The organism is Paracoccus thiocyanatus, assembly GCF_900156255.1.
Lineage (GTDB): Bacteria > Pseudomonadota > Alphaproteobacteria > Rhodobacterales > Rhodobacteraceae > Paracoccus > Paracoccus thiocyanatus.
Window position 1 is genome coordinate 1 of the sequence record NZ_FTMK01000013.1, and the last position, 26,000, is coordinate 26,000.

Below are 26,000 nucleotides of genomic sequence, written 5' to 3' on the forward strand. Positions count from 1 at the left end.
TCGCCCAGACGGGTGGCCAGCTCCTGTTCCACCTCATCAGTCGCCTTTACGAACGCACCTCGATCATCGTGACGACGAACCTCGACTTCGGCGAATGGCCGACCGTCTTCGGAGACGCGAAGATGACAACGGCGCTCCTCGACCGACTGACCCATCACTGTGACATCGTCGAGACCGGCAACGAGAGCTGGCGCTTCAAGACGCGGGAATGACCGAGACGCCGCTGGCCCGATCCGGTTGCGCTGTATGGAGGCTACACCGCATCGGGCCAGCTACCCGTGCTGACCAAGCGGGGTCATTATTGGGCGCCGAAAGGGGGTCAAAGTTGCGTGCCGATTGACACCCCGGCCATCCCCTTGGAGGTGCCGCCATAGCCATTGGCGAAATAGCCGTTGGTGGCCTGGGCGGGTTGCGTGCCGAGGATGGCCGTCAGCACTGCGCCGCCGGCCAGCGCCGCGGCGCGACGCTGTTCGATCTTGTCCATCTTTCCTCCCTGACTGGGGCTTCTTGCCGCCCCGCTTTGTCTTCTGCGATCCCGCTCCTCCACGGAATCCAGAAGATTCATATATTCGTATGTAAAGATATTGCCGTCCGTCAAGCGAATGTCGCGGCCCGCGGATAGCGAAGGCTTTCGTTTCGGGGCGACGACCGGGTGTCAGTCGGCGTCCAGCCCGCCTTCCTCCAGCATCGCGTTGATCTTGGCGAAGCCGTATTGGATATGGATGCGCTGCACGAAGCCCACGGCCTCGGCGTCGCCATGCTTTACCGCATTCACAAGATCGGTCAGTTCTTCCAGCAGGGCGTCGGTGACTTCGGCCTCGCGCGTCTGCGCGACCATGTACCAGGTGCTGGCCGCCTGGACATAGGTCTGAAGCCACATCGAGCGAAGCGACGAGTTGCCGATCATCGAGGCGATCACCTCGTGCAGCTCGTGATTGATAAGGACATATTCGTCAGCCTTGAAGCCGTCCCGCAGCCTGCGGGCGCGCTGAAGCAACCCCTGCAAGGCGGCCAGATGGGCGGGGCCGGGGGCGACGGGCGACAGCTTTCCGATCAGGCAGGCAAGCTCAAGGCGCATTTCGTAGACGTGGCGGATCTGCTCTTCGGACAGGCGAACGACGACCGTCCCGACGCCGTTGCGCGATTCGATCATCCCCAGATGGCTTATCCGGTTCAGCGCATCGCGGACCGGGGTCCGGCTGACGCCGAACTCGCGCGCCAGCTCGGCCTCTTTCAACTGGTCGCCGGGTCTGTATCGCAGCAGGCAGATGCGCTCGACCAGCAACCGCTGGATCGCCGAAGCGTCCATCCTGGGCCCCAAAGCTGCGGCTGCTTTTGACTTGTCGTCGATGGCGTTCAACTTGCGATCTCCGATGCTTCTCAATGCTCCAGCGGGCGACGACAGCCGCCGTGCGGTATTCGATCCGGCCAGCCGCATGTCCCACATCCCGGCCTGATTCGAACAGATAGCCGGTTTGCCCGGCCTCTGCTTTTGCTACAGCGCGACATCCGGGCTTGCGGCGGCGGTTGGCGTCCGCGACCAAAGGCGTAGGTCCTGCCAAGCTGAATGCAGCATTTGTTGTTATTGCGGAAATATCCAGCATAATTTCCAGTTGACAGCTTAGGTGTATGCAGCTTAGCTTTTTGAAAGCGGCGCGTCCAGACTCGGCGCCGCCAGAAAAAACAGGGGAGGACGATATGAAATACGCGGGCTACCTTCTGGGCGCCGTGCTGGTCGCGGGGGGTGCTGCCTCCTCTGCGCAGGCGCAACAGGCCATCCTGGGCCACATCATGGACAGCGAACACATCTTCCACCACGTGTCCGAGCGTTTCATGGAACGGCTGGACGAACTGTCGGGCGGAAGCTTCGCCGTCGACTACCATCCGGGCGGCGATCTTGGCGACTGGACCTCGATCACCGAGCAGGTGGCGCAGGGCGCGGTGCAGATGACCATGACCTACAACCACTCGGAACTGGACCCGCGGTGGGATCTTTCGGTGCTGGGCTATGTCGCCAGCGACTGGGATGCCGCCCAAAAGATCTATGGACCCGGTTCGGTCATGGAAGGCGTCTATGCCGGTATCATGAACGACCTGGGGATGGAGCTGCTGGGCATCATCCCGACCGATTTTGCCGGGTTCATCGTCCGCAAGGGCAAGGCCGTCCCGGTGAACTTTCCCGAGGATGCAGCGGGCATGAAGATGCGGGTGCCGGGCATGCCGATGGCGATCGAGCGTTACAACGCGCTGGGCTTCTCGCCGGTGCCGATGGCGTTCTCCGAGGTGCATACCGCGCTGCAAACCGGCGCGATCGACGGCCGCGCCTATTCCCCGCCGGTCGAGGTGCCGATGTTCAGCGACGTGCTGGAGGCCTATGTCTTCACCCGCGAGCATTTCGAGCATACCTTCTGGGTTGCTAACAAGGCTTGGTTCGACGGCCTGACCGACGAACAGCGGGGCTGGCTGACGGAAGCGGCCGACGAGGCGGTTTCCGGCTCCTGGGAACTGGCGCAGTCGCAAAGCGCCAAGTGGCTGGCCGAAATCGAGGCCGGCGGCGTCGATGTGGTCGAACTGACGCCCGAGCAGCAGGAAAAGCACCGCGCGCTCGTGATCGAGGCCGAATACCCCTACATGGAAAACATCGTCGGCGCCGAGATCATGGACCAGATCCGCGCCGCCGCCGGCACCAACTGAACCACCGTCAACGAAAGCGGACCGGGCCGCGGGGGCAACCTGCGCGCCCTGCCGCGATGCGCCGAAAGGCCAGATCATGACCAAGGACTTGCTGCATATCGACAGCCTGGACGACGTGATCGGCACCTCGCCAATCCGTCCTGTCCCGGAACATGACCGCCCGCCGTCGCCGATCCATTCGGGCCTGGGTCCGGTCTATGCCGCCGAGCGCGGGATCGCCTGGCTCATGCGGGTGATCATGTTCCTGGCGATCATCTCGCTTGGCCTGCTGATGGCGGCGCAGGTGTTCATGCGCTACGTGATCTCGGCGCCTTTCCTTGGAATCGAGGAGCTGGCGCCGCTGCTTGCGGTCTGGGTCTATTTCCTGGGCATGGCCTATTGCTCGCGCGAGCGGGACCATATCGAGGGCGGGATGATGACGCTTGTCATCAAGAATCCGCGCCTGCTGACGGCCCTGCGGCTGCTTGGCTCGGCCGCGACGCTGATCACCATCGTGATCTTCATGCGCTTCGCCTGGGACTTCGTCGCCTTCAACTATTCGGTGGGCCGGCGCAGCACCTATATGCGGCTGCCCAAGGTGCTGTGGGACGTTTCGCTGCTGATCGGGCTGGCGCTGATGACCTTTTATGCCGCGCTTCAGTGCCTTGCCGAGGCGCGGGCGCTTTTCATCACGCGGGGTCGTGGCAAATGACCGCTTTGTTCATCGTTCTGATCGTCGTCGTCTTCTTCCTGCTGATCGAGGTTCCGGTCGGCTTCGCATTCGGCATTGGCGCGCTGCTTTACGGCTATATGTCGGGCACCGACATCTCGTTCCATGCCGGTTTCGGCTATACGCAGATCAGCGCCTTTTCCCTGCTGGCCATCCCGCTTTTCATCCTGTCGGGCACGCTGATGGGGGCCAGCGGGATTTCCGACCGGCTGCTGAACTTTGTCAATTCCTTCGTCGGGCGCACCAAGGGCGGCCTGGGCGCGGTGACGGTCATCACCTGCGCGATCTTTGGCGCGATCTCGGGCTCGGCCTCGGCGGCGATCGCGGCCATCGGCAAGATCATGGTCCCGCGCATGATCCGCGAGGGCTATCCGCCCGGCCACGCCACCGCGCTGGTCGCGGTCTCTTCGGTGCTGGCGCTGCTGATCCCGCCCTCGATCCCGATGATCGTCTTTGCCATCGCCATCCGCGAGTCGGTCGCCAAGGCGTTCCTGTCGACGATGATCCCCGGCGCCCTGCTGGCGATCATCTACTGCGGCCTGAACTTCTGGTTCCTGCGCAACAACAGGACCATCGTGGTGCAGCCCAAGCTGCCGGCGCAGGAAACCGTCCGGCAGATCGCGATCACCGGCAAGCAGGCGTCGCTGGCGATCCTGATGCCTGGCATCATCCTGGGCGGCATCTATTCCGGCATCGCCACCCCGACCGAGGCGGGCGCGGTGGCCCTTGTCTACACGCTGTTCGTCGGCATCCTGATCTACCGCACGCTAAGCTGGGGCAATCTGTTCAATTCCACCGTCGAGGCGGCGCGGCTGACCGGCGCAATCATCATGGTGCTGTTCTTCCTGTTCGTGATGAGCCGCGGAATGGTGCTGGCCAAGGTGCCGACGCAATTCGCGGATTTCCTGCTGTCGATTTCGGACAACCGCATCGTGATCCTGCTGCTGATCAACCTGCTGCTGCTGCTGATGGGCATGATCATCGACGATGTCTCGGGCAGCGTGCTGGCGGCGATCATCCTGCTGCCGGTGACGCAGAGCATCGGCCTGGACCCGATCCATTTTGCCGGAATCGTCGGCGTGAACCTGGGCCTGGGCAATATCTCGCCGCCTTGCGCGCCGCTTCTCTACATGGCGGGCGGGGTCACGAAACAGCCTTTGTCCACCTATATCGGCCCGACCATGAAGTTCCTTATGCTCGGCCATCTGCCGATGGTGTTTCTGGTCACGTTCATCCCCGAACTGTCGCTTTGGTTGCCCAGCCTGCTGGGCTGATCTTCAATATCCTACATTACAGGAACCGACCCATGCTTGAAGAAGCAAGAATACGCACGGCCCGCCTTCAGTCACGGATGAAGGAACTGGGCATCCGCCAGGCGGTGTTCACCGACGAAAGCTCGATCGCCTATCTGGCCGGGTTCTGGGGCTATCTGGGCATCGAGTTCGGCCGCCCCACGATGCTGGTTCTGCGCGCCGAGGACGAGCCGGTCGTCATCACGCCGATGATGGAAAGCGAAATGGTCGCAGAGATGACCTGGGTTTCCGATATCCGCGTCTGGGAGGACATGGGCCAGCGTAGCTGGGGCCGCGCCCTTTCGCAGGTGCTGGGCGACAGCCCGTCAGAGATCTGGATCGAAAAGCCGCATGTCCCGGCGATCGTGCGCAATTTCCTTGACGACAGCTTCCCCGGCGTGGCGCTGAAGGACATCAGCCCGGTCCTGGGCGCGCAACGGATGATCAAGTCGCCGCTTGAAATCCAGGTGATGAAGCAGGCCGGGCAGATCGCCGGCGCCATGATGAAGGCCGCACATGAGTCGCTGGCCGAGGGCGGCCGCGAATACGAAAGCGCCCTGGCCGTGATCGACGCGGGCACCCGCAAGGCGGCCGGCTTCCTGACCGACAAGGGGTGGGAGCGGTTCGTTTCGCCGATGATCCACAACCTTCAGATCCTGCAAAGCGGCGCCGATACCTCGATGGTCCACCGCCGCGCCTCGGTCCGCGAATACCGCCGCGCCGACCCGGTCTATTTCTGCTTTTGCAACATGGTCCAGTTCAAGCAGTACAAGCTTGGCTTCGACCGCATGTTCCACATCGCCGAAATCTCGGACGAGGCCGCCCGCGTCCAGCAGGCCGCCATCGACGCCCAAGCGGCCGCCATCGCGGCGATCCGGCCCGGCGCGCTGGCCGAGGATATCGCCGCCGCGGCGAATGCGGTTTATGCCGAACGCGGCTACGAGACCGGCTACCGCACCGGCCGCTCGATCGGGGTCGCCTATCTTGAGGCGCCCGAGCTCAAGGCCGGGGACAGGACGGTGCTGCAACCGGGCATGACCTTCGCGGTGGATGGCGGGATTTCCATCGACGGCGTGACCGCGGGACGGATCGGCGATTCCGTCGTCGTGACCGAGGATGGGTGCGACTATCTCACCGACTATCCCCGCCAGCTTCTCGTGACCGCGGGCTGAGGCATGGCGCGCGGCTTCAAGCTTGCCGTGGCCCAGACCCCAGGGGACCTGGCCACCACGCGGGATCGGATCGAGTGGCTGGCCATGACGCTTTCGCAACTGCAAGGCCGGGACGTCGATCTGTTGCTGCTGCCGGAACTGTATCTGACCGGCTACAATATCGGTGCGGATGTCGTCGATCGGGCCGAGGCATCGGACGGCCCCGGCGCCGCCAGGATCGCGGATCTGGCCCGCCGGTTCGGTATCGCGGTCCATTACGGTTATGCCGAGCGCGCGGATGGCGTGATCTATGGCGCGGCCCAGTGCTTTGGCCCGGACGGAACCTGTCTGGGCCGGCATCGCAAGCTGATCCTGCCGCCGGGATTCGAGAGCGAATATTTCGCCCCCGGCGAAGGATGCAGCCTGTTTAGCTGGAGGGGCCTGCGGATCGCCACGCTGATCTGCTATGACGCAGAGTTCCCCGAAACCGCGCGACATGTCGCGGCGCTGGGGGCGCAACTGATCCTTGTTCCGACCGCCCTGGGCGCGCAATGGGGTTGGGTCGGCCGCACGATGATCCCGACGCGCGGCTATGAAAACGGCGTCTTTCTTGCCTATGCGAACCACGCCGGGCAGGAAAACGGCATGGCATTCCTGGGCGAAAGCTTCATCGCTGCACCAGACGGCCAGGAGCTTGCGCGGGCAGGGGTCGCCCCCGAAGTCCTGATCGCGGATATCGACCCGACGCGGGTGACGCAGGCGCAAAAGCGCCTGCCCTATCTTAAGGACCGGCTTGCGCTGCCGCTGTCTGGCGACAATGCGCCGGAAAGAGGCGGTGTTCTGGCAACTTAGCCGGAATCGCGGCACGGGAAAGACATGCGGTCGGCGGCGAAATGGCCGCCGGCCGCGCCAGTGCCCGGCAGTATCGCTGCGCGCCGGCCCGCCTTTACCGGCTTCATGGCGCGGTCTGGGCGATGCAGCAAAGTCACCAAGCTATATGGGCATGAAGGTTGGCGCCAATGCACGCCCATTGATCGGAATGCAGCCGCCAGTCAGGTGATGGCGGAGACGAAGGGATTCGAACCCTCGAGGCGGTTTCCCGCCTGCACCCTTAGCAGGGGTGTGCCTTCGACCACTCGGCCACGTCTCCGCCGCGGGGTCTAGCAGGCTGGGGGCGGGAGAAACAAGGGGAAATCGCACCGGATGCACGGTTTGGCGAAAATTCCCCCGATCACCGCGCCAACCCGCAACGGCCCGGAAACACGCCGGGATTCGCCCAGTGTCCAGCGGCTCGGCAGCCGCTGCGGCCCACCCGGTGGGCAGCCGCCGCCAAACCCGGTGGCCCGCCCGCGGGACGGCCGTTCTTAGGCGTTGAACAGGAAATGCAGCACGTCGCCGTCCTGCACCACATAGGACTTGCCCTCGACGCGGAACTTGCCGGCCTCGCGGGCGCCGGCCTCGCCCTTACAGGTGATGTAGTCGTCATAGGCGATGGTCTCGGCGCGGATGAAGCCGCGCTCGAAATCGCCATGGATCACGCCCGCCGCCGCCGGGGCCAGCGTGCCCTTGTGGATGGTCCAGGCGCGGGCCTCCTTGGGGCCGACGGTGAAATAGGTCTCAAGGCCCAGAAGCTTGTAGCCTTCACGGATCAGGCGATCCAGCCCGGCCTCGTGCAGGCCCATCTCTTCCAGGAACATGCCGGCTTCCTCGGGGGGAAGCTGGCTGATCTCTTCCTCGATCCTGGCGGAAATCACCACATGGCCGGCACCCTGTTCCGCCGCCATCTGCGCCACGCGCTCGGACTGGCTGTTGCCGGTGGCGGCCTTGTCTTCTTCGACGTTGCAGACGAACAGCACCGGCTTGGCGGTCAGCAATTGCAGCATGTCCCAAGGCTTGCGATCCTCGTCGTCGACCTTGACGGTGCGGGCGGGCTTGCCGGATTCCAGCGCCGCCTGCGCGGCCTTCAGCAGCTTTTCCTGGGCCACCGCCTCCTTGTCGCCGCCCTTCAGCTTGCGGGCGATATTGGCCAGCCGCCGCTCGACCGATTCCAGGTCGGCGATCATCAGCTCGGTCTCGATGGTTTCGGCATCGGCGATGGGATCGACGCGGCCCTCGACATGGGTGACGTCGCCGTCTTCAAAGCAGCGCAGCACATGGGCGATGGCATCGACCTCGCGGATATTGGCCAGGAACTGGTTGCCCAACCCCTCGCCTTTGCTGGCGCCCTTTACCAGGCCGGCGATGTCGACAAAGGTGATGCGGGTGGGGATGACCTGCTTGCTGCCCGCGATCGCGGCCAGCTTGTCCAGCCGCGCGTCGGGCACCGCGACCTCGCCCACGTTCGGCTCGATGGTGCAAAAGGGAAAGTTCGCGGCCTGCGCGGCGGCGGTTTTCGTCAGCGCGTTGAACAGCGTCGACTTGCCCACGTTGGGCAGGCCGACGATCCCCATGCGAAAGCCCATGATGCACCCCTTTTTGCCGGATTTGCGCGCTTATTATGGGCAGCGGACGGCCAAGTCCAGTGGCGGGCCGTTGATCTTGCCCCTCAAGCCGGGCTAGGGCTGGGCGGACCATGAGGGAACGGGGCGGATGAGCAGAATCGACGACACTTTCGCGCGGCTGGCCGAAACGGACGGCAAGGCTTTCGTCACCTACATGATGGGCTGCGACCCGGATTTCGACCGCTCGCTGGAGATCATGCGCGGCCTGCCGGGCGCAGGCGTGGACATCATCGAACTGGGCATGCCCTTTACCGACCCGATGGCGGACGGCGCCACGATCCAGGCGGCCGGCCAGCGCGCGCTGGCGGCGGGGGGCAGCGTCAGCCGGGTGCTGGACATGGTGCGCGCCTTTCGCGTCCAGGACGACGCGACGCCGATCGTGCTGATGGGCTATTACAACCCGATCTATGCCCGCGAGGGGGGCGTGGACCGCTTTATCGCCGAGGCGGTCGAGGCCGGGGTGGACGGGCTGATCGTCGTCGACCTGCCCCCCGAAGAGGATGCCGAACTGTGCCTGCCGGCGCGGCAAGCGGGGCTGAACTTCATCCGGCTTGCGACGCCCACCACCGACGACCAGCGCCTGCCCGCGGTGGTCCGCAACACCAGCGGCTTCGTCTACTACGTCTCGGTCACGGGCATCACCGGCGGCCCGGCCGCCAATGCCGCCGAGGTCGCGCCCGAGGTCGCGCGCATCCGCGCCAGCGCGAAACTGCCGGTGGTGGTGGGCTTTGGCATCTCGACCCCCCAGGCGGCGCAGGCGGTGGCGGCCGTCGCCGACGGCTGCGTCGTGGGCAGCGCCATTGTCAAGCTGATCGGCGAAGGGCGGCCGGTGCCCGAGGTCCTGTCCTTTGTCGCGGATCTGGCCCAGGGCGCGCATCACCGCTGAACCGTTCGGGCTTGGGCTGCGTTCGACGATACGGAACGCCGCGTCCCGGTCGCCGCCGGTTGGCGAAAGGCGGCAGGCCGCTATCTTGGACGCATCGTCACAGGTTCCATGGCCCGGCCGGCCTTTCCGGCCGGGCGCAGGCTTGTCCGCCGGCATGTCGTGATGCAAGGCGCGGGCGGGCGACAGGATAGGGGAAAGCCATGCCCAGCGGCATCCATCACGTCACCGGCATCACCCGACGGGTGCAGGCCAATGTGGATTTCTATGCGGGCTTTCTGGGCCTGCGCCTGGTCAAGCGCACCGGCGGCTTCGAGGATGCCGGGCAATTGCACCTGTTTTATGGCGATGCGCTTGGCTCTCCCGGCTCGCTTGTCACCTTCCTGGTATGGGAGGACGGCGCGAGGGGCCGAGTCGGCCTGGGCCAGGTGGCGGAAATCGCGCTGGCCGTGCCGCCCGACAGCATCGGCGACTGGCTGACCCGCGCCATGGCCGCGCGCGTCCCGGTCGAGGGGCCGCTGCGCGAGCAGGGGGAAACCGTGCTGCGGCTGAAAGACCCGGACGGCATCACCGTCAAGCTGGTCGGCGCGGCGCTGCCGGCCGCCGCGCCGTTGCCCGACCCGGTCGCGCCGACGCGGCTGCGCGGCGTTACCATCCTGACCGAACGGCCGCAGGAGACGCGCGATTTCATCGCCCGCTTCGGCTATCGGCCGGGGCCGGCGGCGGGGGCGATCCAGCGCATGGTCTCGGACACCGATGTCGTGGATATCCGCGATGCGGCCGGCTTCTTTCCTGCCATCGCCGGCACCGGCACGCTGGACCACGTGGCCTTTCGCGCCGCCGATGCCGATGCGCTGCGCGCCATGCGGCTGGCGCTGAAGGACGGCGAGCCGACCGCCCTGCATGACCGCAAGTATTTCCAGTCGCTCTATGTCCGCGAGCCGGGGGGCACGTTGCTGGAACATGCCACCGACGGCCCCGGCCTTGTCGTGGACGAAGCGCCTGCGGAACTGGGCCGGACACTGTTCGTCCCGCCCCAGGACGCGGCCCGCGCCGATGACCTGCGGGTGATCCTGCCGCAATTCGCCCTGCCGGGCGAAGAAAGGCATCCGATGCGCGATCTGCATTTCGTCCACCGCTTTCACCGGCCCGCGCAGGCCGACGGCAGCACCATCGTCCTGCTGCACGGCACCGGCGGCAACGAGGCCGACCTGATGCCGCTGGCCCATCGCATCGCGCCGAACGCCACGCTGCTGGGCGTCCGCGGCCGCTCGACCAAGGAAGGCATCAACCGCTGGTTTCGCCGCTACAACGCCGTGGCCTTCGACCAGGCGGATGTCCGGGCCGAGGCCGAGGCTTTCGCCGGCTTCATCGAGGCTGCCGCGCGGGCCTATGGGCTGGACCCGCGGGCGCTGGTCCATCTGGGCTATTCCAACGGTGCGAACCTGCTGGGCGCGGTCATGCAACTTTACCCCGGCCTGATCCGCCGGGCGGTGCTGATCCGCGCCGTCCAGGTGCTGGAGGAACCCCCGGCGCTGGAGGCGCAGGCCCTGGCCGACAGCCGGGTCCTGATGCTGACCGGCAGCCGCGACCCCTTTGCCCGCATGGGTCCGGCACTGGGGCGCGCCTTGCAGGACGGCGGCGCGGCGCTGGATGCCCGGACGATCGATGCCGGGCATGAGCTTCAGCCCGACGACCTGACCGCGGCCACCGACTGGCTGGCCCGCGACTGAGGGCCCAAAACCGGCGGTGCGGCGCCTGTCCGCGCTGCCGCATGAGTATTTTTGAAACGGTGAAAGCCGGGCAGGCGGGTCGCAAGGCCCGCCTGTTCCTTTCCGGCGGCCTGTTTCCGATTTTCGAACGCTGCTTCCGATGCCGGTTGGCTTGCCCGAAAGCCCCGCAACGGCCAGTTTGAGGCCATGACGTTCCACCACGCGGCCGCGACCGGCCCGCAGCACCATCACGAAGGACAACACCCATGACCCGCAAACCGCATATCGCCATCATCATCGGTTCGACCCGCGCCGCGCGCTTTGCCGACAAGCCCGCCGCCTGGCTGCTTGAAAATGCGCAAAAGCGCCAGGACATGAGCTTCGAGCTGGTGGACCTGCGCGACTATGACCTGCCGCTGTTCGACGAGGCCGCCTCGAACCTGTGGATGCCATCGCAGGATGCGCGCGCGGTGAAATGGCAGCAGAAGCTGGCCGAGTTCGACGGCTATGTCTTCCTGACCGCCGAATACAACCATTCGGTCAGCGGCTCGCTGAAAAACGCGCTGGACCAGGCTTATAAGGAATGGAACCGCAAGCCGGCTGCCGCCATGGGCTATGGCGGCGTCGGCGCCGCCCGCGCCATCGAGCATCTGCGCGGCATCGCCGTCGAATTGCAGATGGTGCCGCTGCGCAACGCCGTGCATCTGGGCGGCGGCGATTTCTTCAAGGTCTCGCCCCTGGGCGCTAATGGCGAGATGGCCGAGGTCGAGGCGAACCTGCTGCCGGCGCTGGAGGCCATGCTGGACGAATTGCTCTGGTGGGCCGAGGCGACCATGGCGCAGCGCGCCAAGACCGCCTGATTATAGTCTTGTTAATCGGTTTGCGGGGCGGTCACTTCGACCGCCCCTTTTTCTTGGCCCGGTTCAGCGCCACGGCGGCGCGGATCAGCGCCTTCAGCGCCTCGGCGTCGATCGGCTCGCCCTCGCGCAGGTCGATGGCGCGGCGGGTATTGCCCTCCAGGCTGGCGTTGAACAGGCCCGCAGGATCTTCCAGCGCCGCGCCCTTGGCGAAGGTCATCTTGACCACCTGCTTGTAGGTCTCGCCGGTGCAGAGGATGCCGTCATGCGACCAGACCGGCACGCCGCGCCATTTCCATTCCTCGACCACCTCGGGATCGGCCTCGTGGATCAGGGCGCGCAGCCGCGCCAGGGTCTCGCCGCGCCAGTCGCCCAGTTCCCTGATCCGCGCGTCGATCAGGTCCGAGGCGCGCTGTTCCGCTTCCGGCTGGCTCATGGCTTGGGCTCCACATCCTGTCGCGGTTGGAAGCATGGCGCGAAACCCCCCGATCCGGCAACAGGGCCGACGGCTGCGAGCGGATTCGCGCGCAGGAAAAGGCCGCCGGATCGCTCCGGCGGCCTTTCGTTTCGTTTCGGCGGGGTTTCAGTCCAGCGGCTTCAGCCGCGCCTCGATCTGCGCGCGCTGCCCCTCCAGGAAGGGGGGCAGGGACAGCGACTGCCCCAGGCTTTCCAGCGGCTCGTCCACGGCAAAGCCGGGCTCGTCGCTGGCGATCTCGAACAGGTTGCCGCCCGGCTCGCGGAAATAGAGCGAGCGGAAATAATAGCGCTCGACCTCGCCCGAATTGGGCACCCGCATCTCGGCCAGCCGCTGCGCCCAGGCGTGGATCGCCGGCTTGTCGGGCACGCGGAAGGCGACGTGATGCACGCCCCCCGCGCCCTGGCGCGCCTTGGGCAGGTCGGGCTGGACCGCGACATGCAGTTCGGCCGCGGGGCCGCCCCGGCCCATTTCGTAGACATGGACGGTGCCGTGCCCGTCGGGGCTGGCATGGTCGCGGACCTTGCGCATGCCCATCACCTGGGTCAGCACCGCCTCGGTCGGGGCAAGCTCGGGGACCGAGATGGTGATCGGCCCCAGCCCGTGGATCTGCTGCGCCGCGGGCACCGGGCTTTTCTCCCAAGGGGCGGCCACGGCATCGGGCGCGTCCTCGGTCAGGCGAAAGCGCTGGCCTTCGGGGTCTTCGAAATCCAGGCTGGCGCGGCTGTCGAGGGTCGCGATCTGGCCCACGGCCAACCCGCGATCCCGAAGCCGCCCGGCCCAATAGTCCAGGCTGTCGCCGGCGACCCGCAAGCCGGTGCGGCTGATCGAATGCGTGCCGCGCCGTTCCCGCGCCGCCGGCCAGTCGAAAAAGGTCAGGTCGGTGCCGGGCCGCGCCAGCCCGTCGGCGTAGAACAGGTGATAGGCGCTGGTGTCGTCCTGGTTGACGGTCTTTTTCACCAGTCGCAGCCCCAGCGTGTCGGTATAGAATTGCTTGTTGCCGGGCGCATCGGCGGTGATCGCCGTCAGGTGGTGAATTCCGGTCAGCTCCATGATGGGCCTCCTTTCTTCCTGGCACCAATATCGGTCATGGGCGGCTTTTGCGCCACGGTCCCGGCCACGAACCTTGTGTTCGGCGCCGGCGAACGGATAGGCTAGGGCCATGCGCTATGACCTGAACGACCTGGAAACCTTTCTGACGGTGATGGAACTGGGCACCGTCACCGCGGCCGCCGCGCGGCTGAACCTGTCGAAATCGGTGGTCAGCAAGCGCATCACCGACCTGGAGGCGACGCTGGGCGCGGCGCTGTTTCGCCGCAATGCCGGCCGCATTACCCCGACCGAGGCGGCGCAGCGCCTGGCCGAACGGCTGCGTCCCGCGCTGGCCGAACTGGTCGCGGCGGCGGAAAGCACCGCCTGGGACATGGACGGGCTGGCCCCCCTGCGCGGGACCCTGTCCGTCGCCGCGCCGATGAGCTTTGGCGTGCTGCATCTGGGGCCGATCATCGCCCGCTTTGCCGCGCAGAACCCGGAACTGGAATTCCGCGTCGATTACGACGACCGCAGCCGCGACCTGGCGCGCGAGGGGTTCGACATCGGCATCCGCATCGGCAAGATGCGCGACAAGGCGCTGATGCAGCGCAAGCTGTGCGAGGATGCCAGCATCGCCTGCGCCAGCCCCGCCTATCTGGACCGCAAGGGCCGGCCGCAAACCCTGGCCGACCTGCGCGAGCACGAGGTGATCGGCTACAGCCACCTGCCGATGAGCCAGCTTTGGCAGTTCCAGGACCGCGACCGCTTCGTGTCGCCGCTGGTGCAGGGCCGGCTGTCGATGAACAATGGCGAGGCGATCCGCGACATGGCGATCGAGGGGCTGGGCCTGGCCATCCTGCCGGGCTTTCTCGTCGCCCCGGCGCTGGCCGACGGGCGGCTGGAGCGGGTGCTGGCCGGTTTCGGCACCCGACCCTTGCCGATCGTGGCGGTCTGGCCGCCGGTTTCGCCCATGCCGGCCAAGCTGCGCCGCTTTGTCGATCACCTGGCGGCGGAATTGCACCGCCCGGCATGGCATGCCGGCCGGGCGGGTCCCATATCCCCCCTGTCCGCCACAACCCCAAAGGTCGCCTCGTGAAGAAGATCGGTTTCCTGTCCTTTGGCCATTGGTCGGACGAGCCCGCGTCGCAGGCGCGCAGCGCCCAGGATACGCTGCTGCAATCCATCGAGCTGGCCGTCGCGGCCGAGGAACTGGGCGCGGACGGCGCCTATTTCCGCGTGCATCATTATGCGCGCCAACTGGCTTCGCCCTTTCCGCTGCTGGCGGCGGTGGGCGCGCGCACCAGCCGCATCGAGATCGGCACCGCCGTGATCGACATGCGCTATGAAAACCCGCTGTATATGGCCGAGGATGCCGGGGCCGCCGACCTGATCGCCGGGGGGCGACTGCAACTGGGCATCTCTCGCGGGTCGCCCGAGCAGGTGATCGAGGGCTGGCGCTATTTCGGCTATGTCCCGGCCGAAGGGGAAAGCGACGCCGACATGGCGCGACGCCATGCCGAGGTGTTCCTGAATGTGATCGAAGGCCGCGGTTTCGCCCAGCCGAACCCGCGCCCGATGTTCCCCAACCCGCCCGGCCTGTTGCGGATCGAGCCGCATTCGCCGGGCCTGCGCGACCGCATCTGGTGGGGCGCCGCCTCGAACGACACCGCCCGCTGGGCGGCGCAGATGGGCATGCATCTGCAAAGCTCGACCCTGAAGACGGACGAAAGCGGCAAGCCCTTCCACGTCCAGCAGGCCGAGCAGATCCGCACCTATCGCGAGGCATGGGCGGCGGCAGGGCACGAGCGGAAGCCGCGGGCTTCGGTCAGCCGCTCGATCTTTCCGCTGCTGGACGACCGCGACCGGATGTATTTCGGCCGCGGCGGCAAGGAGGCCGACCAGGTCGGCTTTATCGAGGAGACGCGCTCGATCTTCGGCCGCGGCTATACAGGCGAGCCGGACCGGCTGATCGAGGAATTGCGCGGCGACGAGGCCATCGCCGAGGCCGACACGCTGCTGCTGACGGTGCCGAACCAGTTGGGCGTCGATTACAACGCCCATGTGATCGAGGCGGTGTTGAAACACCTGGCCCCGGCGCTAGGCTGGCGCTAGGTCGCCGGGCGGGGTCAGGCGCGCATTCAGGCGCGGCTGATCTCGGCCAGCCAGACCTGCGGGGCCGGGGCGATGGGCTGCGCGGCCTCGGGTCCGTCGCACAGCAGCGCGTCCAGCGGCTCCAGCGCCACGGCGCGGCCGGCAAGATCCAGCACCACCGGCCCGGTCGCAAGCAGCAGCCGCCAATCCGCTGGACGCTGGACCGCCTGGGTCAATCGCGACAGCCGGTGGGTAAAGCCGCCGCGCCGCGTCATCACGTTCAGGTCGGTGATCGGCCCGGCAAGCAGCCGCGCCGAACAGGGCTGATCCGCAGGAAAGGACAGGGGCGGCCCGTCCGGCGTCAGCGCCTGCGGGTCCCGTCCCTGCACCTGCAATTCGATCCCCTTGCCGGTCAGCACCGCCAGGCTGCGGTCGATCTGCGGAAAGATCGAGAAATCGCCATCCTCGGCCACGTCCGCCATGCTGACGCGCCAGCCGAAATCCGCAAGGCCCGCGGGCGGCGGATGAATGGCGATCTGAACCGTTTGGCCGCGCCCGTTCTTCCACGGCATCCGGCGGTGATCGGCGGCTTTCAGAATGCGGTAGGCCATTCGGGTCTTTCCTCTTAGCGTTGCCGGTTCAGCAATTTTCCCGCCACCGGGGCCAGCACGATGACGATGACCATGCGCAGCAGGTGGTGGCTGACGACATAGGCCAGGTCCGCCCCGGCGATCAGCGCGATCACCACCATTTCGGCCTGTCCGCCCGGCAGAAAGGCCAGGAATGCATCAAGCGCCGGGGCCAGGCCAAGATGCATGATCGCTTCGATGAAAACCAGGCTGATCCCGGCCAAGAGCAGCGCATAGGCCATGCCGGCCGTCACATGCAGCCGCAATTCGCGCAGGGTGATGCCGGCATATTTCACCCCGACCGCGATGCCGATGAAGAATTGCGCGGCCTGGATCATCTCGGCCGGCGGGCGGTGGCTGATCAGGCCCGACAGCGACAGCGCCGCCGTCAGCACCATCGGCCCCAGGATCGAGGCGCCAAAGACGCCCAGCCGCTCGGCCCCTTTCCAGCCGACCAGCCCGGCGGCGAGCATCAGCGCGATCTCGGCTGCGCCGGTCGCGCGCATCGGCGCGCCGGGCGGCTGCGTCAGGTCCAGGCCCCACCAACTGGACATGATCAGCGGCGCGACGGTGACGATCACCAGGACCCGCGTCGCATGGATCAGCGACAAGGCGCGGACGTCGCCGCCCGCCTCTTCGCCAAAGACCAACATGTCCTGCAAGCCGCCGGGCATGGCGCCATACCAGGCCGTCGCATGGTCAAAGCCGAAGCCGCGGCGAAACAGCGGATAGCCGACCAGCGCGATCACGGCGATGAAACCCGGCACGAACAGCAGCGACGCGGCCACCTCGGGCAGTTCCGCCAGCACGCCGGGCGTGATCGAAGCGCCGACCGCGACCCCCAGGATGGTGCGCATGAAGATGCCGAACTGGCCGGCCCCGGCCAGCGGCGCACCGGCCAGCGCCGCGACCAGGCAGGCCAGCATCGGACCCAGCAGCATGGGCAGCGGCAGGTGCAGCATCACAAAGGCCGCGCCGCCCAGGGCGGCCAGCGCAAAGGTCAGAATGCGGCGGTTCAGCAGGTTCATGGTGTTTTCGGCAGTCACCCGGCATTGCGCGCCGGCAGGCCGAATTGGCACGGCCCGCCGGGAAATGTCAAAGCGCCTTAGCCGATCCGCGCCAGCGGGTCGCCAAAGCCCAGCACATCGCCCTGCGCGGCGATGCGGGTCAGGCGGCCCGCGCGATGCGCCTCGATCCGGGTTTCCATCTTCATCGCCTCGATGGTGGCGACGATCTGGCCCTGTTCGACCTTAGCCCCGTCTTCGGCCTGCCACAGCGTCAGCGTGCCGGGGACCGGGGCGGTCAGCACCGCTTCGTCCGTGCTGGGCGCAGCCTGGGCGGCGGGGGCGGCGGGGGGCAGGGCGGAAAGCAGATCGGCCGGCAGGCCCAGTTCATGCCGCTTGCCGTCGATCTCAACCGCCAGGCGCAACAGCCGCGCGGGCGGGGCCGGCGCGACGCGGGGATGGGGGGCGACCGCCTGGACCAGCGCCTTGGCGAAATCGGTCTCGATCCAGCGGGTATGGACGCGGAAATCCCCGTCCTCGGCGCGGAAATCCGGCTGGTCCAGCAGCGCGCGGGCAAAGGGCAGCACCGAGGCCACGCCCTCGATGCGGAATTCGCGCAGGGCGCGGGCGGCGCGCTCCAGCGCCTCGGCGCGGGTCGCGCCGGTCACGATCAGCTTGGCCATCAGCGAATCGAAGCTGCCCGGCACCACCGACCCCTGGGCCACGCCGCTATCCATGCGGATGCCCGGCCCCGAGGGCGCGTCGAAGACCTTGACCGGGCCGGGCGTGGGCAGGAAGCCGCGCGCCGGGTCTTCGGCATTGATGCGGAACTCGATGGCATGGCCGCGCGGCTGGGGCACCGTGTCGTCGGCCAGCCGCGCGCCTTGCGCCACGCGGATCATGGCGCGCACCAGGTCGATGCCGGTGGTTTCCTCGGTCACCGGATGTTCGACCTGCAACCTGGTATTCACCTCGAGAAAGGAAATCATGCCATTGGCGGACAGCAGGTATTCCACCGTTCCCGCCCCCGAATAGCCGGCATGGGCGCAGATGGCGCGGGCGGAATCCTGGATGCGGGCGCGCTGGCCGTCGGTCAGGAACGGTGCCGGCGCTTCTTCGACCAGCTTCTGGTTGCGGCGTTGCAGGGAACAGTCGCGGGTGCCCAGCACCTTGACGGTGCCGTGCCGGTCGGCCAGCACCTGCGCCTCGACATGGCGCGGGCGGTCCAGGAACTGCTCGATGAAACACTCGCCGCGGCCAAAGGCTGACAGCGCCTCGCGGGTGGCGCTGTCGAACAGTTCTTCGACCTCTTCCAGCCGCCAGGCGACCTTCATGCCGCGGCCGCCGCCGCCGAAAGCGGCCTTGATGGCGATGGGCAGGCCGTGCTGCTTGGCAAAAGCCAGCGCCTCGGCGGCGCTTTCGACCGGGCCGGGGGTGCCGGCGACCAGCGGCGCGCCGACGGACTGGGCGATGCGGCGGGCCTGGATCTTGTCGCCAAGCGCCCGGATCACCGATGCGTCGGGGCCGATCCAGATCAGCCCCGCATCCTGCACCGCCTGGGCGAATTCGGCGCGTTCGGACAGGAAACCATAGCCCGGATGGATGGCATCGGCCCCGGCAGCCTGGGCGATGGCAAGGATCTTGCCGGCATCCAGATAGGTCTCGGCGGGCTTGTCGCCCCCCAGCGCATGGGCCTGGTCGGCCATGCGCACGAAGATCGCGTCGCGGTCGGCATCGGCATAGACGGCGACGCTTTCGATGCCTTCGTCGCGGCAGGCGCGGATCACGCGCACGGCGATCTCGCCCCGGTTGGCGATCAGCAGGCGGCGGATCGGGCGGCTGGGGCCGGTGGCGAAGATGGTCATGCGGGCCTTTCTGGCGTGATGGCGGCAAAATCGGCGCTGGCGGTGAAGCGGATGCGGGCGCCGGGCGGAATCTGCCCGGCCAGGTCAAGCGCCCGCGGGTGCAAGGTGGCGATGACCGGATAGCCGCCGGTCAGCGGATGGTCGGCCAGAAACAGCACCGGCTGGCCGGAATGCGGGATCTGGATGGCGCCGGTTTCGGTCCCTTCCGAGGGCAGTTCGGTGGCGTCGGCCCGCGTCACCGCATCGCCTTGCAGGCGGATGCCGACGCGCGAGCTTTGTTGCGTCACCAGCCATTCCTGGCTCAGGAAATGCTTGACCATCCGGGGCGTGAACCAGTCGGTGCGGGGGCCCAGTGTCACCGGCAGCTCCACCAGATCGCCGGCTTTCGGCAGGGCGGGCTGGTCCTGGGGCTGGCCGGTGGCCCCGGCAGGGCCATTCGCAGGCGCGACCACCGCGCCCGAGGTCAGCGCGCCCGGCCCCACGAAGGCCAGCGTGTCGGTTGCGGCCGAGCCCAGGACCGGCGCGACCGCGAAGCCGCCGCGCAGTGCCAGATAGCTGCGCATCCCGGCCTGCGGCGGGTCGATGATCACCTCGTCCCCCTTGTCCAGCGCGAAGGCATGGCCGGGCGGGATCCTTTGCCCGGCCACCCGTGCCTGGCCCGCGCCCGTCAGTGCCAGCACCATCGGCTGGTCGGCGGCCATTCGGACCGGACCCAAGGTGATCTCCAGCACCGGCCTGTCCGAGGGGTTTCCGACCGCGCGGTTCGCCCGGCGCGCCGCGCCCATGTCCAGCGCGCCCGAGGCCGAGACGCCTTGCCCGCCCTGTCCCGGCCGCCCCTCGTCCTGGAAAGTGATGGGAAAGGCGGTGAAGAGCAGGCGCAACCCTTGCCTGGGTTGCGGCTCGGGGATGGCGGCCGAGGCGTGGACCTTGGACCCGCGCGCCACGAACCGGCAGCGCATGCCGGGACGCAGCAGCGCCGGCGGATCGCGGGACAGGTCCCACATCGGCACCTTTGTGCGGCCGATCAACTGCCAGCCGCCGGGGGTTTCCTGCGGATAGACGCCGCAAAACCGCCCGGCCAGCGCCACCGAACCCGCCGGGATGCGGGTGCGCGGCGATGGCCGGCGCGGCAGGTCGAACCGCGGATCGTCGCCGGTCATATAGGCGAAACCGGGCGCAAAGCCGCAAAAGGCCACCTGCCAGGTGGTGTCCTGATGGGCGGCGATCACCTGGGCCTGGGTCAGGCCCATATGGGTGGCGACATCCGCCAGATCCTCGCCGTCATAGGTCATGGGCAGTTCGACCGTCTGGCGGGCGCGGGGGTCGGGCCGGGCGCCGGGGGCGGGCTGGCGGGCCTGCACCGCGCCGGCCAGCCGGCCGTCGGCGGCAACGCCGGGGGCGGTGCGGATCATCAGCGTGCGCGCGGCCGGGACGATCTCGGCCACGCCGGGCAGCGGATCGGCCATGAGCGCGTCGAACAGCGCCAGCGTCCGGTCCAGGTCATCCAGTTCCGCCAGCAGGGTGCGGGGCCCGATGGGCAGAAAGCGGATGGCCGGCGGGGGCGGGGCGGGGGACCCGCTCATCCCCTTGCCCGCACGGCCGGGGCGATAGTGACGCCGCCCGCCAGCAGCACCGCGCGGATGCGGGCGGCCATGGCGACCGCGCCGGGGCTGTCGCCATGCACGCAGATGCTGTCGGCTTGCAGATGCAGGGTGGAGCCGTCCGCAGCCTCGACCACGCCCTCGCCCGCCAGACGCAGCATGCGGGCGGCGACGGTTTCGGGATCGTGCAGCACCGCGCCCGGCTCGCGGCGCGAGACAAGCTGCCCGTCGGGGCGATAGGCGCGGTCGGCAAAGGCTTCGGCGATGACGGGCAGGCCGGCCCGCGCCGCCTGGGCCAGGATCTGCGTCCCCGCCAGGCCCATCATGGCAAGCGAGGGATCGACGGCGCGGATCCCCTCGATCACCGCGGCGCCCTGTCGGGGATCGACGGCGATGGTGTTGTAAAGCGCGCCATGCGGCTTGACATAGCTGACGCGGGTGCCGGCGGCGGCGGCGATGCCTTGCAGCGCGCCGATCTGATAGACCACGTCCGCGACCAGTTCGGCATGGGTCACGTCCATCGCCCTGCGGCCGAAGCCCACCCGGTCGGGATAGGAGACATGCGCGCCGACCGCCAGGCCCCGCGCCGCCGCCTCGCGCACGGTGGCCAGGATGGTCAGCGGGTCGCCGGCGTGAAAGCCGCAGGCGACATTGGCCGAGCTGACGATGCCAAGCATGGTGGCGTCGTCGCCCATCTTCCAGGCGCCATAACCTTCGCCCAGGTCGCTGTTCAGGTCGATGTTGCGGGTCATGTTTTCCTCGGGCGGGCGACGGATCTGAAGCTCATATACCAGATCGGCGCAACAGGCGGCCAGCGGGATGGCGATGACGATCACCGTGGCGATGTTGCGGTCGTGGCCGCCTATACGGAGTTTCACGCCGCCATGATCGCGCCAGACCGACAGCCCGCGGCTGAGCCAGTTCCTGACCCAGGCCACCGGGCTGCGGCTGGCATGCGGCCTGCTGGACAGTCCCGGACTGCTGCGCCGGCCTATGGCAATGCCGGCATCCTGGACCGGCCGGGCCGATCCCGGCGGCGATACATCCTTTCTAGGACTTGCAACCGGCGCGGTCCTGCGACAAATCGGGCGCGGGGACGCGGCCCCTCGCGGGCCAGGCGTGAAGGAACAAGCCAAATGACCAGACCGGCTGCGGCTGCGCTGCACCAGTTCACGCGGGCCCTTGGTCCCGCCATCGCCCCCGGCTCCCCGCGTGAGGCGTTTCGCGCAGGAATAGGCGCATTGGCAGGATTGGGGGTGGCGGGGCTGCTTTTGCTGACCCCCTCGGCCGACATGCGGCTGGGGCTGTCGATGATCGCGCCCTTCGGGGCGACCGCTGTCCTTGTCTTTGCGGTGCCGAACAGCCCCCTGGCCCAGCCGTGGTCGGCGGTGGTCGGCAATTGCGCCGCCGCCCTTATCGGCGTGCTGGTCTGCATGGCGACGCCGCATCCGTTGCTTTGCATCGCGCTGGCGGTCGGGCTGACCATTACCGCGATGATCCTGTTGCGCGCCGTGCATCCGCCCGCCGGCGCGGTCGCCATGACCGCCGCCCTTAACCCCGAGGCGATCGCAGAGCTTGGCTTCCGCTTTGTCTTCGCGCCGGTGCTTGCGGGCACGCTGGCGCTGGTCGGGCTGGCGATGATCTATGCCCGGCTGACCGGGCGGCGCTATCCGCTGCGCCAGTTCGACGAGCCTGGGCCGCATGGCACCGCCGATCATCCGGCGATGGAGCGGCTGGGCCTGTCCGAGCAGGAACTGACCGAGATCCTGCAACGCTATCGCCAGTCGCTGAACCTGGGGGTCGAGGATCTGGCCCGGCTGATCGGCGCCGCCGAATTGCAGGCTGCCACCCATCATACCGGACCCCTGACCGCGGCGGACGTGATGTCGTGCGACCTGATCACCGTGATGCCGCAGACGCGGCTGGTCCGGGTCGCCGACATCTTTCGCAACCATGGCTTCACCTCGTTGCCGGTGATCGACGCCGCGGGCCGGTTCTGCGGCATCATCTTTCAGATCCACCTGATCCGCCGCGCCCGCGAAGACGCCTTTCACCACGACCGCCGCTTTTCCGCCGCCATGTCGGATCTGCTGGGTCCCCGGCGCGGCATGCCGACGCGGGCGCGCGAAATCATGCAGACCGACCCGCCGCATGTCGCCCCCGATGCGCCCATCGGGACGCTGCTGCCGATGCTGGCCTCGGGCGAATGCGACGCGGTGCCGGTGCTGGAGGGGTCGCGGATCGTCGGTATCGTGACCCAGACCGACCTGATCTCGGCCCTGGCCCGGCAAAGCTTGCGCAAGGGGCTGTCGGGGTCCTGAACATGCCCATAACGACAGGCCGCGCCGCATTGCAGGATGCTTGGCCGCGGGGCTAGGGTTTCCCGGCCGGATCAACACGAGGGAATCATGACCCGTCCGACGCTGGGCGCCGTCGCCATCGGCCGCAACGAGGGCGAGCGGCTGAAAGCCTGCCTGCGCTCGCTGGTGCCGCTTTGCGACCGGGTGGTCTATGTCGACAGCGGCTCGCGCGACGACAGCGTAGAGTTTGCCCGCGGCCTTGGCGTCGCGGTGGTGGAACTTGACCCGTCGGTTCCCTTTACGGCCGCCCGCGCCCGCAATGCCGGCTTTCAGGCGCTGCTGGCCGGTGGCGGGCTGGACCTGGTGCAATTCGTCGATGGCGATTGCCGGGTCCAGCCGGGCTGGCTGGAAGCCGGCATCGCCGCCATGCAGGCCGATCCCGGCCTGGGCCTGGTGACGGGCTGGCGGTCCGAGATCCACCCCACGGCCACCGTCTACAACCAGATGTGCCAGGTGGACTGGCACCGCCCGGCCGGGCCGATCACCACCTGCGGCGGCGACATGATGGTGCGCGCCGCGGCGTTTCGCCAGATCGGCGGCTTCGACCCGACCGTGATTGCCGCCGAGGATGACGAATTCTGCCTGCGGCTCGGCAAGGCCGGCTGGACGCTGATGCGCCTGCCGGTGCCGATGACCCGCCACGACGCCGACATGACCCGTTTCGACCAATGGTGGCAGCGCAGCATCCGCAACGGCCACGGATTCGCGCAGGTGGGCGCCCTGCATCCGCCGCATTTCCGCCGCGAAAAGCTGCGGGTCTGGGCCTATGGGCTGGTGCTGCCGCTGCTTTTCCTGCTGGGGCTTTTCACCAGCCCCTGGCTGTCGCTGGCGGTGCTGGGGCTTTACGCGCTGTCGTTCTGGAAAACCTGGCGCGGGCTGCGGGGCCAGCCGCTGGCTGCGCGGCAGGCGGGGTTGCTGACGCTGGCCAAGATCCCCAACCTTTGGGGGATGCTGACATATTTCCGTCGCCGCCGCCGGGGCGACGCCATGCATATTATCGAGTATAAATAGGAGCTTGCCATGACATCGGACCTGCGCGTCGCCCTTTTGGGGGCCGGCTATATCGCGTCATGGCATGCCGACGCGATCAAGGCCGCGCCGGGCGCGCGGCTGGTGGCGATCTGCGACCCCGCTATCGACGCGGCCGAGGCGCTGGCCTCCAGCCACGGCGTTGCTGCCTTTGCCGACCTGGACCAGATGATCGCCGCGGGCGTTTGCGACGTGGTGCATATCCTGGCGCCGCCGGATCTGCATCGCGACCTGGCGGTGCGATGCCTGAACGCCGGCCTGCATGTGCTGGTGGAAAAGCCGGTGGCGCTGTCGGTGGCCGAGCTCGACGAGATGGAGGCCGCGGCCCAGGCCGCCGGCCGCCAGCTTGGCGCCTGCCACAACTTCCTGGGCCTGCCGGGCTATGAAAGGCTGAAGCGGGCGGTGCAAGCGGGCGATCTGGGCGTGGTCTCCAGTGTGCAGGTCAATTGGGCGCTGCCCTTGGTGCCGCTGCGCTCGGGTCCTTACGGGCTGTGGATGCTGCGGCAGACGCAGAACCTGCTGCTGGAGCTTGGCCCGCATCCGTTTTCCCTGGCCGCGGACCTGTTCGGCCCGCTTGAGATCGAGCATGTCAGCCTGGGCCAATGGATCACCCTGCCCGGCGGCGAGCGGCGGCCGCAAAGCTGGCGTATCCTGGCCCGCGCCGGCAAGGTGGATGTGACCATCGCCCTGTCGCTGGTCGAAACCTTTGACGACCGCTCGGTCACGCTGCGGGGTTCGTCCGGCATGGCGCGGCTGGACTATGCGGCGGATGCGCTGGTGGTCAGCCGCGACAATACCGCCGACCTGGTGCTGAACCCGCTGGTCAAGGAATTGTCCCGCGCCGGGGCGCATCTGCGCGAAGGGCTGCGCAATGCCCTGCGCCAGGCCGCCTCGCTGAACCAGAAAAGCCCCTATGGGCTTAGCTTCCGCGCCACCGTCGCGGGTTTCTACGATGGCATCCGCGCCGGCCGGCCCGATCCGCGCTTTGCCCCAGGCTCGGCCCGCGCGGTGATGCAGGGGATCAAGGATGCGCTGGCCTGCCTGCCCGTCCTGCCGCCGGTTCCGGCCCGGCCCGCGGGCACGCCGCAGCCGCGGGTCATGGTGATCGGCGGCACCGGCTTCATCGGCCGCAACCTGACCCGGCGGCTGGTCCAGCGCGGCCATGACGTGCGCGTGCTGTCGCGTGGCCGCAACGGCCCCTTTTCCGACATCGCCGACCATGTCGAGACGCTGGGCGTGTCGCTGCGCGACGAGGACGGGCTGGCCGCGGCCATGCAGGGCATGGATTGCGTCTTCAACCTGGCGAAATCCACCGACAAAAGCTGGCAGGCGGCGCTGGAAAACGACGTGGCCACGACCGAGCGCATCGGCCGCGCCGCGATCCGCGCCGGCATCGGGCGGCTGGTCCATACCGGCACCATCGCATCCTATGACATGTCCGACCCGGCCCGCACCATCACCGAGGCCAGCGATTTCGGCCAGATGGACAGCCGCAACATCTATGCCCGGTCCAAGGCCGAGGGCGAGCGGCGGCTGGTCGCCATGCAGACGCAGGGGTTGCGGCTGGTGATCGCCCGGCCCGGCATCGTGCTGGGCGACGGCGGGCCGTTGCAGCATTGGGGCATCGGCCGCTGGCATGGCGCGGGCGCGGTGCGGCTGTGGGGCAATGGCCGCAACATCCTGCCCTTCGTGCTGGCCTGCGACGTCTCGGACGGGCTGATCGCGATGATGGAGCGGGACGAGGCGCTTGGCGAAAGCTTCAACCTGATCGGCGAGCCGATGTTTTCGGGGCGCGACTATTTCGCGGCCATCTATCGCCGCCGCGGGGCGCGGATCCGGGTCAGCGGCTCGAACCTGACCGCGCTTTGGGCGGCGGATGCGGTCAAACAGGGGCTCAAGCGCCACGCCCTGCGCCGCAAGGGCGCCGCGCCCGCCTCGCTGGCCGATTGGAAGTCGCGCGGGCATCTGTCGCGTTTCGACAATGCCAAGCCCAAGCGCCTGCTGGGCTGGACGCCCGAGGCCGACCGCGACGCGTTTTGGCGCCGCGCCATCGACGAAGCGCATCTGTTCTGGTGAACGGACCGCCCCGCGCGGGCAGCACCGGGTTTGCAAGAA

The 26,000-nt window shown here is 67.9% G+C and carries 23 protein-coding genes, 1 tRNA gene and 1 pseudogene; 14 read left to right on the forward strand and 11 right to left on the reverse strand.

Annotated features, from left to right (window positions below; genetic code table 11):
• Positions 1 to 212 (forward strand): annotated as a pseudogene (istB, locus tag F3H32_RS10665) (IS21-like element ISPkr1 family helper ATPase IstB); the annotation flags it as partial.
• Between the two features lie 107 nt (positions 213 to 319).
• Here the strand turns inward: istB and F3H32_RS17720 are convergent.
• Positions 320 to 484 carry a hypothetical protein gene (locus F3H32_RS17720; protein WP_188128644.1) on the reverse strand — a complete coding sequence of 55 codons (165 nt, stop codon included), beginning with the start codon at positions 482 to 484 and terminating at the stop codon, positions 320 to 322.
• Between the two features lie 171 nt (positions 485 to 655).
• Positions 656 to 1,309 carry a GntR family transcriptional regulator gene (locus F3H32_RS10670; RefSeq protein ID WP_188128645.1) on the reverse strand — a complete coding sequence of 218 codons (654 nt, stop codon included), beginning with the start codon at positions 1,307 to 1,309 and terminating at the stop codon, positions 656 to 658.
• Between the two features lie 389 nt (positions 1,310 to 1,698).
• Here F3H32_RS10670 and dctP point away from each other — a divergent pair, with 389 nt between their 5' ends.
• The 5 genes from dctP to F3H32_RS10695 all read left to right on the forward strand — a co-directional run bounded on the left by dctP (position 1,699) and on the right by F3H32_RS10695 (position 6,698).
• Positions 1,699 to 2,694, forward strand: coding sequence for a TRAP transporter substrate-binding protein DctP (gene dctP / locus F3H32_RS10675; RefSeq protein ID WP_115755259.1), 996 nt, complete (start codon positions 1,699 to 1,701; stop codon positions 2,692 to 2,694).
• A gap of 76 nt (positions 2,695 to 2,770) precedes the next feature.
• Positions 2,771 to 3,385, forward strand: coding sequence for a TRAP transporter small permease (locus tag F3H32_RS10680; RefSeq protein ID WP_149765845.1), 615 nt, complete (start codon positions 2,771 to 2,773; stop codon positions 3,383 to 3,385).
• Entirely contained in the window at positions 3,382 to 4,677 is a 1,296-nt protein-coding gene (locus F3H32_RS10685) for a TRAP transporter large permease (RefSeq protein ID WP_149765846.1), read from the forward strand. The genes F3H32_RS10680 and F3H32_RS10685 overlap by 4 nt, the downstream gene beginning before the upstream one ends.
• Positions 4,678 to 4,709: 32 nt before the next feature.
• The gene (locus tag F3H32_RS10690) at positions 4,710 to 5,867 is read left to right on the forward strand and encodes a M24 family metallopeptidase (protein WP_149765847.1); all 1,158 of its coding nucleotides are present in this window, start codon (positions 4,710 to 4,712) and stop codon (positions 5,865 to 5,867) included.
• A 3-nt stretch (positions 5,868 to 5,870) separates the two neighbouring features.
• On the forward strand, positions 5,871 to 6,698 hold the full coding sequence (locus tag F3H32_RS10695) for a carbon-nitrogen hydrolase family protein (RefSeq protein WP_149765848.1): 828 nt from the start codon (positions 5,871 to 5,873) through the stop codon (positions 6,696 to 6,698).
• A 208-nt stretch (positions 6,699 to 6,906) separates the two neighbouring features.
• Here the strand turns inward: F3H32_RS10695 and F3H32_RS10700 are convergent.
• Both F3H32_RS10700 and ychF read right to left on the reverse strand, forming a co-directional pair.
• Positions 6,907 to 6,996: transfer RNA gene (locus F3H32_RS10700), tRNA-Ser, on the reverse strand.
• Between the two features lie 214 nt (positions 6,997 to 7,210).
• Positions 7,211 to 8,308 (reverse strand): redox-regulated ATPase YchF, encoded by a 1,098-nt coding sequence (gene ychF, locus F3H32_RS10705; RefSeq protein WP_149765849.1) that lies wholly within the window; start codon positions 8,306 to 8,308, stop codon positions 7,211 to 7,213.
• A 127-nt stretch (positions 8,309 to 8,435) separates the two neighbouring features.
• Between ychF and trpA the strand changes: the two genes are divergently transcribed.
• From trpA to F3H32_RS10720, 3 genes are all read left to right on the forward strand, one after another.
• Complete coding sequence (trpA, locus tag F3H32_RS10710; protein WP_149765850.1) at positions 8,436 to 9,233, forward strand: tryptophan synthase subunit alpha; 798 nt, start codon at positions 8,436 to 8,438, stop codon at positions 9,231 to 9,233.
• A gap of 200 nt (positions 9,234 to 9,433) precedes the next feature.
• Positions 9,434 to 10,963, forward strand: coding sequence for a VOC family protein (locus F3H32_RS10715; protein WP_149765851.1), 1,530 nt, complete (start codon positions 9,434 to 9,436; stop codon positions 10,961 to 10,963).
• A 245-nt stretch (positions 10,964 to 11,208) separates the two neighbouring features.
• Entirely contained in the window at positions 11,209 to 11,802 is a 594-nt protein-coding gene (locus tag F3H32_RS10720; protein WP_149765852.1) for an NADPH-dependent FMN reductase, read from the forward strand.
• A 31-nt stretch (positions 11,803 to 11,833) separates the two neighbouring features.
• On the opposite strand, the gene F3H32_RS10725 is transcribed toward F3H32_RS10720, so the two are convergent.
• Both F3H32_RS10725 and F3H32_RS10730 read right to left on the reverse strand, forming a co-directional pair.
• Positions 11,834 to 12,235 (reverse strand): DUF1801 domain-containing protein, encoded by a 402-nt coding sequence (locus tag F3H32_RS10725; RefSeq protein WP_149765853.1) that lies wholly within the window; start codon positions 12,233 to 12,235, stop codon positions 11,834 to 11,836.
• A 147-nt stretch (positions 12,236 to 12,382) separates the two neighbouring features.
• Positions 12,383 to 13,327 carry a ring-cleaving dioxygenase gene (locus F3H32_RS10730; protein WP_149765854.1) on the reverse strand — a complete coding sequence of 315 codons (945 nt, stop codon included), beginning with the start codon at positions 13,325 to 13,327 and terminating at the stop codon, positions 12,383 to 12,385.
• Positions 13,328 to 13,436: 109 nt separating this feature from the next.
• Between F3H32_RS10730 and F3H32_RS10735 the strand changes: the two genes are divergently transcribed.
• Together F3H32_RS10735 and F3H32_RS10740 are read left to right on the forward strand one after the other, a co-directional pair.
• Positions 13,437 to 14,402, forward strand: coding sequence for a LysR family transcriptional regulator (locus F3H32_RS10735; protein WP_149765855.1), 966 nt, complete (start codon positions 13,437 to 13,439; stop codon positions 14,400 to 14,402).
• The gene (locus F3H32_RS10740; RefSeq protein WP_149765856.1) at positions 14,399 to 15,418 is read left to right on the forward strand and encodes an LLM class flavin-dependent oxidoreductase; all 1,020 of its coding nucleotides are present in this window, start codon (positions 14,399 to 14,401) and stop codon (positions 15,416 to 15,418) included. The genes F3H32_RS10735 and F3H32_RS10740 overlap by 4 nt, the downstream gene beginning before the upstream one ends.
• Positions 15,419 to 15,444: 26 nt before the next feature.
• Here F3H32_RS10740 and F3H32_RS10745 read toward each other — a convergent pair whose 3' ends face one another.
• From F3H32_RS10745 to F3H32_RS10765, 5 genes are all read right to left on the reverse strand, one after another.
• Positions 15,445 to 16,008 (reverse strand): HutD/Ves family protein, encoded by a 564-nt coding sequence (locus F3H32_RS10745; RefSeq protein WP_149765857.1) that lies wholly within the window; start codon positions 16,006 to 16,008, stop codon positions 15,445 to 15,447.
• Positions 16,009 to 16,022: 14 nt separating this feature from the next.
• A complete protein-coding gene (locus tag F3H32_RS10750) occupies positions 16,023 to 17,054 on the reverse strand; it encodes an AbrB family transcriptional regulator (RefSeq protein ID WP_149765858.1) in 1,032 nt (343 codons plus the stop codon).
• 77 nt (positions 17,055 to 17,131) lie between these two features.
• A complete protein-coding gene (locus F3H32_RS10755; RefSeq protein WP_149765859.1) occupies positions 17,132 to 18,895 on the reverse strand; it encodes an acetyl/propionyl/methylcrotonyl-CoA carboxylase subunit alpha in 1,764 nt (587 codons plus the stop codon).
• Positions 18,892 to 20,478: a 5-oxoprolinase subunit B/C family protein gene (locus tag F3H32_RS10760; RefSeq protein WP_149765860.1), complete on the reverse strand. Its 1,587-nt coding sequence runs from the start codon at positions 20,476 to 20,478 to the stop codon at positions 18,892 to 18,894. The genes F3H32_RS10755 and F3H32_RS10760 overlap by 4 nt, the downstream gene beginning before the upstream one ends.
• Entirely contained in the window at positions 20,475 to 21,434 is a 960-nt protein-coding gene (locus tag F3H32_RS10765; RefSeq protein WP_223191416.1) for a LamB/YcsF family protein, read from the reverse strand. The genes F3H32_RS10760 and F3H32_RS10765 overlap by 4 nt, the downstream gene beginning before the upstream one ends.
• Before the next feature lie 198 nt (positions 21,435 to 21,632).
• Here F3H32_RS10765 and F3H32_RS10770 point away from each other — a divergent pair, with 198 nt between their 5' ends.
• The 3 genes from F3H32_RS10770 to F3H32_RS10780 all read left to right on the forward strand — a co-directional run bounded on the left by F3H32_RS10770 (position 21,633) and on the right by F3H32_RS10780 (position 25,961).
• On the forward strand, positions 21,633 to 22,817 hold the full coding sequence (locus tag F3H32_RS10770; protein ID WP_149765861.1) for an HPP family protein: 1,185 nt from the start codon (positions 21,633 to 21,635) through the stop codon (positions 22,815 to 22,817).
• 87 nt (positions 22,818 to 22,904) lie between these two features.
• Positions 22,905 to 23,867, forward strand: coding sequence for a glycosyltransferase (locus tag F3H32_RS10775; protein WP_149765862.1), 963 nt, complete (start codon positions 22,905 to 22,907; stop codon positions 23,865 to 23,867).
• Between the two features lie 9 nt (positions 23,868 to 23,876).
• Entirely contained in the window at positions 23,877 to 25,961 is a 2,085-nt protein-coding gene (locus F3H32_RS10780; protein WP_149765863.1) for an NAD-dependent epimerase/dehydratase family protein, read from the forward strand.
• Positions 25,962 to 26,000 lie beyond the last annotated feature (39 nt).

What these genes read in the sequence shown, in the direction of transcription:
- F3H32_RS17720 (WP_188128644.1), bottom strand. Translation starts at nt 484, where the DNA reads ATGGACAAGATCGAACAGCGTCGCGCCGCGGCGCTGGCCGGCGGCGCA.
- F3H32_RS10670 (WP_188128645.1), bottom strand. Translation starts at nt 1,309, where the DNA reads ATGGACGCTTCGGCGATCCAGCGGTTGCTGGTCGAGCGCATCTGCCTG.
- dctP (WP_115755259.1), top strand. Translation starts at nt 1,699, where the DNA reads ATGAAATACGCGGGCTACCTTCTGGGCGCCGTGCTGGTCGCGGGGGGT.
- F3H32_RS10680 (WP_149765845.1), top strand. Translation starts at nt 2,771, where the DNA reads ATGACCAAGGACTTGCTGCATATCGACAGCCTGGACGACGTGATCGGC.
- F3H32_RS10685 (WP_149765846.1), top strand. Translation starts at nt 3,382, where the DNA reads ATGACCGCTTTGTTCATCGTTCTGATCGTCGTCGTCTTCTTCCTGCTG.
- F3H32_RS10690 (WP_149765847.1), top strand. Translation starts at nt 4,710, where the DNA reads ATGCTTGAAGAAGCAAGAATACGCACGGCCCGCCTTCAGTCACGGATG.
- F3H32_RS10695 (WP_149765848.1), top strand. Translation starts at nt 5,871, where the DNA reads ATGGCGCGCGGCTTCAAGCTTGCCGTGGCCCAGACCCCAGGGGACCTG.
- ychF (WP_149765849.1), bottom strand. Translation starts at nt 8,308, where the DNA reads ATGGGCTTTCGCATGGGGATCGTCGGCCTGCCCAACGTGGGCAAGTCG.
- trpA (WP_149765850.1), top strand. Translation starts at nt 8,436, where the DNA reads ATGAGCAGAATCGACGACACTTTCGCGCGGCTGGCCGAAACGGACGGC.
- F3H32_RS10715 (WP_149765851.1), top strand. Translation starts at nt 9,434, where the DNA reads ATGCCCAGCGGCATCCATCACGTCACCGGCATCACCCGACGGGTGCAG.
- F3H32_RS10720 (WP_149765852.1), top strand. Translation starts at nt 11,209, where the DNA reads ATGACCCGCAAACCGCATATCGCCATCATCATCGGTTCGACCCGCGCC.
- F3H32_RS10725 (WP_149765853.1), bottom strand. Translation starts at nt 12,235, where the DNA reads ATGAGCCAGCCGGAAGCGGAACAGCGCGCCTCGGACCTGATCGACGCG.
- F3H32_RS10730 (WP_149765854.1), bottom strand. Translation starts at nt 13,327, where the DNA reads ATGGAGCTGACCGGAATTCACCACCTGACGGCGATCACCGCCGATGCG.
- F3H32_RS10735 (WP_149765855.1), top strand. Translation starts at nt 13,437, where the DNA reads ATGCGCTATGACCTGAACGACCTGGAAACCTTTCTGACGGTGATGGAA.
- F3H32_RS10745 (WP_149765857.1), bottom strand. Translation starts at nt 16,008, where the DNA reads ATGGCCTACCGCATTCTGAAAGCCGCCGATCACCGCCGGATGCCGTGG.
- F3H32_RS10750 (WP_149765858.1), bottom strand. Translation starts at nt 17,054, where the DNA reads ATGAACCTGCTGAACCGCCGCATTCTGACCTTTGCGCTGGCCGCCCTG.
- F3H32_RS10755 (WP_149765859.1), bottom strand. Translation starts at nt 18,895, where the DNA reads ATGACCATCTTCGCCACCGGCCCCAGCCGCCCGATCCGCCGCCTGCTG.
- F3H32_RS10760 (WP_149765860.1), bottom strand. Translation starts at nt 20,478, where the DNA reads ATGAGCGGGTCCCCCGCCCCGCCCCCGCCGGCCATCCGCTTTCTGCCC.
- F3H32_RS10770 (WP_149765861.1), top strand. Translation starts at nt 21,633, where the DNA reads ATGACCAGACCGGCTGCGGCTGCGCTGCACCAGTTCACGCGGGCCCTT.
- F3H32_RS10775 (WP_149765862.1), top strand. Translation starts at nt 22,905, where the DNA reads ATGACCCGTCCGACGCTGGGCGCCGTCGCCATCGGCCGCAACGAGGGC.
- F3H32_RS10780 (WP_149765863.1), top strand. Translation starts at nt 23,877, where the DNA reads ATGACATCGGACCTGCGCGTCGCCCTTTTGGGGGCCGGCTATATCGCG.